The organism is Halomicronema sp. CCY15110 (genome assembly GCF_016888165.1).
Lineage (GTDB): Bacteria > Cyanobacteriota > Cyanobacteriia > Phormidesmidales > Phormidesmidaceae > Halomicronema.
Genome location: NZ_JACSWC010000105.1, coordinates 1 through 3,855, shown reverse-complemented (window position 1 = coordinate 3,855; position 3,855 = coordinate 1). Strand labels below are relative to the sequence as shown.

General features: G+C 58.2%; 2 protein-coding genes and 1 pseudogene. All 3 read left to right on the top strand.

Going from position 1 to position 3,855, the window contains the following annotated elements:
• Positions 1-129: 129 nt before the first annotated feature.
• Positions 130-306, top strand: a pseudogene (locus JUK32_RS27320) (IS4 family transposase); the annotation flags it as partial.
• Positions 307-789: 483 nt separating this feature from the next.
• Positions 790-1,599 carry a molybdate ABC transporter substrate-binding protein gene (gene modA / locus JUK32_RS01310; protein WP_204137052.1) on the top strand — a complete coding sequence of 270 codons (810 nt, stop codon included), beginning with the start codon at positions 790-792 and terminating at the stop codon, positions 1,597-1,599.
• Complete coding sequence (gene modB / locus JUK32_RS27315; protein ID WP_239112207.1) at positions 1,599-3,647, top strand: molybdate ABC transporter permease subunit; 2,049 nt, start codon at positions 1,599-1,601, stop codon at positions 3,645-3,647. Before modA ends, modB begins: the two co-directional genes overlap by 1 nt.
• Positions 3,648-3,855: the final 208 nt, after the last annotated feature.

Below are 3,855 nucleotides of genomic sequence, written 5' to 3'. Positions count from 1 at the left end.
GGCAAAAGGACGACAGGCCCTAGTTTATTTCAGGAGTGCGGGCGCGGTAATGCTGATCCCACCAGGTCTCTGGAATTAATTGATGACGCGCCCTAGGGTTTCAGGCGATATCAAGCCGACAAGAGTGTGATGAAAACGGGATTGTTTTTACATCAGGTGCGGCCTATTGCTATCAAGAAACATGGTCGCAGAGCCAAAAGTTTGTTCCGCTTAGGGTTGGGCTATCTTCGTCACAGCCGGTTCCATCCCTCTCCACTCTCTGAAGATGACTTTCGCCACACACTCAAACTTTTGTCCTGGACTTAGGCGACTCACATGGATACAGCGGTTCCTGCTCCCGTGAGGTACAGCATCAGCCCTGAAACCTTGTCACGCTTAAGTCTCAGATCTGAATTTGTACTTCATCCAGCGGGGGAACGCTGTAATGCTTTCTCGTATTAACATTGCACCGGAAGAGGCTCAATGGAGAGCCTTGGCCTTCGTGGCGAAGGCATGGGAGTTGCCTCTCAGTGATCAAGAGTGGTTAGTAGTGCTGACTACTCGCTTGATTGGGGCTCGCTTGATTGGGGAGAGTTGGTATGTCGTTGAAATTGGGGTTAAGGGACTGCCAAATAAATGGGCTGTGCAAGTCGATGACACGGGAGCATGTGACCCCGACTATACTTTCCTGTGCCCGATCGCGACTCTTGAAGACTCCGAAGTAGAGTTATTTCCGCCTGCAATTACAAACAGGTTGCGGGCCAAACGCCATACTTTGGCTTCTACCCGTGCAGTGCGGGGGGCATGATCATGATGAATCGCCGATACTTTACCATCCTGCTGGCTTTAGGGACTGCCCTGAGCGCGATCGCCTGTGGCTCCCCGGCCTCAGTGACCAATCTGCCCGCCCCCCAAACCAGCAAGCCGACTGTCGAACTCACGGTGTCAGTGGCTGCCAGCGCCCAAGATGCGATGGCAGACATTCAGCTGGCCTATCAGGAAGTTGCCCCCCAGGTGACGATCACCTACAACTTTGGCTCATCCGGTTCCCTGGCCCAGCAGATTGCTCAAGGAGCCCCGGTGGATGTCTATCTTTCGGCATCGCCTCAATGGATGGACGACTTGGTCACGAAGGGCCAGATTCTCGCCGGTTCGCGCCACGATTTATTGCAAAATTCCCTGGTGTTGGTAGTGCCCCAGAGTAACGTCAAAGCCAGCAATTTTCCTGACTTGGCAACCGATAGGGTGGGGAAGGTGGCGATCGGTGAGCCCGAAAGCGTCCCGGCTGGGCGCTATGCCAAAGAAACGCTGACCAGTCTCGGGTTGTTTGAGGCGATGCAGGCCAAGTTAGTCTTTGCCAAAGACGTGCGGCAGGTGCTCGCCTACGTAGCAACGGGCAATGTTGACGCGGGGTTGGTTTACGCCACCGACGCTCAACTCTCTGACCAAGTGCAACAGATAGCGATCGCCCCCGCCGATACCCACACCCCGATCATCTATCCCGTCGCCGTCATGCAGGATAGTGCGGTGCCAGACGCCGCGATCGCATTTGTCGATTTCCTTTCCGGCGACACCGCCACGGCAATTTTTCAGGACTATGGCTTTGGGCGAGCGGACTGATGCCTGACGACCTCTCCCCCCTATGGATTTCCCTCAAAACGGCCCTGGTGGCGACGGGGCTGGCGGCGATTTTAGGTATCACGATCGCCCGTGGAATGATGGACTATCGCGGGTGGGCGCGGGGGTGGATCGATGGCGTGCTGACGTTGCCGCTGGTGTTGCCACCCACAGTCATCGGCTTTTTGCTGCTGCTGCTCTTGGGCAAAAACAGTCCCGTGGGGCAGTGGCTCGACCACCTGGGCATCACCCTGATCTTTACTTGGACGGCGACGGCGATCGCGGCCACCCTCGTCGCCCTGCCGCTGATGTATAAAACCGTGCTCAGCGCCTTGGAACAGATTGACCAGACTCTCATCAGTTCGGCGCGAACGCTGGGAGCCTCCGAATGGCGAATTTTTTGGCAAGTGCTGGTGCCGCTGGCCTGGCCAGGAATTTTAGCGGGCACAGTGTTGGCCTTTGCGCGGGCGCTCGGCGAGTTTGGGGCCACGTTCATGGTGGGGGGCAGCATTCCTGGGGTCACGCAGACCATGCCCATTGCCATCTTTTTCGCCGCTGAAGCAGGGCGCATGGGGGTAGCGCTGGTTTGGGTGCTGTTGATGATCGGCCTGGCTCTCGTCGTCATCGCGGGCATCAACCAGGGCAATCAACCGCGATCGCCCCGTCCCACCTGGCTCCAGGGCGGGCTCGAACGGCTGTTTAATCAGCTGTATTTTGGCACCCTGAGCCGATCCCTGTTTGGGCGAAGGGCGACGGGCCAGGCGACCCAGGGGCGATCGCCCACCAGAGCCTCAGCATCGCCGACTAATCTCGCCTCCTTTGCTGACGGCGATCGCGCGCTGTTCCCCAGTCATTCCGCTCAACGGTCAGATGATTGGGAGCCCACTGTTGCGCCTACTGCGGGGATGAGCGCCGCTGTCCCGGCGGCGGCACCGCTGCCCCCAGCTTTACCCAGGCCGCCAATGGCCCCAGCAACCAAAATCCCTGAGCTACGAGTCAACATCGAGCACCACGTCCCCGACTTTCATCTCCAGGTGCAGTTTCGAGCGACGGATGAACCCTTGGGCCTGCTGGGCGCTTCGGGCTCGGGCAAAAGCATGACCCTGCGCTGCATTGCCGGACTGGAAGCCCCCACCCAAGGCCGCATTGTCCTGAACGATCGCGTCCTCTTTGACTCCCAGCGCGGCATCAACGTTCCGAGTCGCGATCGCCGGGTCGGGCTCGTGTTTCAGCAGTATGCACTGTTTCCTCACCTCACCGTGGCGCAAAATATTGCCTTTGGCATGGACGCAGTGCCCCGGACCCAGCGGGCCACCGCCGTCATTCAGTATCTCGATCGCATGGAGTTGTTGGGCTTGGGCGATCGCTATCCCCACCAACTTTCCGGCGGGCAGCAACAACGGGTCGCCCTGGCCCGCGCCCTCGCGAGTCAGCCCCAGATTTTGCTGATGGATGAGCCCCTCGCGGCCCTCGACACCTATCTGCGGAGCCACATCGAAAAGCTGTTGGTCGAAGTGCTCACCAGCTATCCAGGGGTCACCTTATTCATTACCCACAAGCTCGAAGAAGCGTATCGCCTCTGCCCAAATCTATTGGTGCTCTCCGCAGGCAAAATGTTGGCCTACGGGGCCAAAGCCGCCATTTTTCAACGGCCACCGACCTACGAAGCGGCCAGGGTGACGGAATGCAAGAACTTCTCCCGCGCCCGACCAATCGATGCCCATCATCTGGAAGCGATCGACTGGCATTGTCAGCTAGAAGTCCTTGATCCCCTACCGCCATCTCCCTTCTGTGTCGGCTTACGGGCACACCACGTCAAGTTTTTGCGCCAGGGCAATCAGCGCAATACCTTTCCCGGTTGGCTCGCCATGATCACCGAAACCCAGCACAAAGTCAGCCTCTACATCAAGCTCCATAGCCCGCCGCGATCGCCCCATGACTACCACCTGCAAGCCGAGGTTTATCGAGAAAAGTGGGAGCTTTTGCGAACGCAAGAACAACCGTGGCCGGTCCACCTCGATCCCGTTCACCTGATGCCGATGATTCCGTAGCGATCGGGGCAGGAGCAAGGGAGCGATGGGAGCGCGGGAGCCTGGGAAGTCAATGACCCGTCCGCATCTTCCCCACTTCATATCCAGAAGCACTGCCCATAAGGGACTTGCGCGCAAAAAAGATCCCCATAAACCGAGTTTCGACTCCGCTCAACTCTCGATACTGGTAGGTTGAGCGAAGTCGCAACCGGATTGAACGGGTACTTTA

Bases quoted from the DNA above. Each gene is read 5' to 3' on its own strand.
- modA (WP_204137052.1), top strand. From the start codon at position 790: ATGATGAATCGCCGATACTTTACCATCCTGCTGGCTTTAGGGACTGCC.
- modB (WP_239112207.1), top strand. From the start codon at position 1,599: ATGCCTGACGACCTCTCCCCCCTATGGATTTCCCTCAAAACGGCCCTG.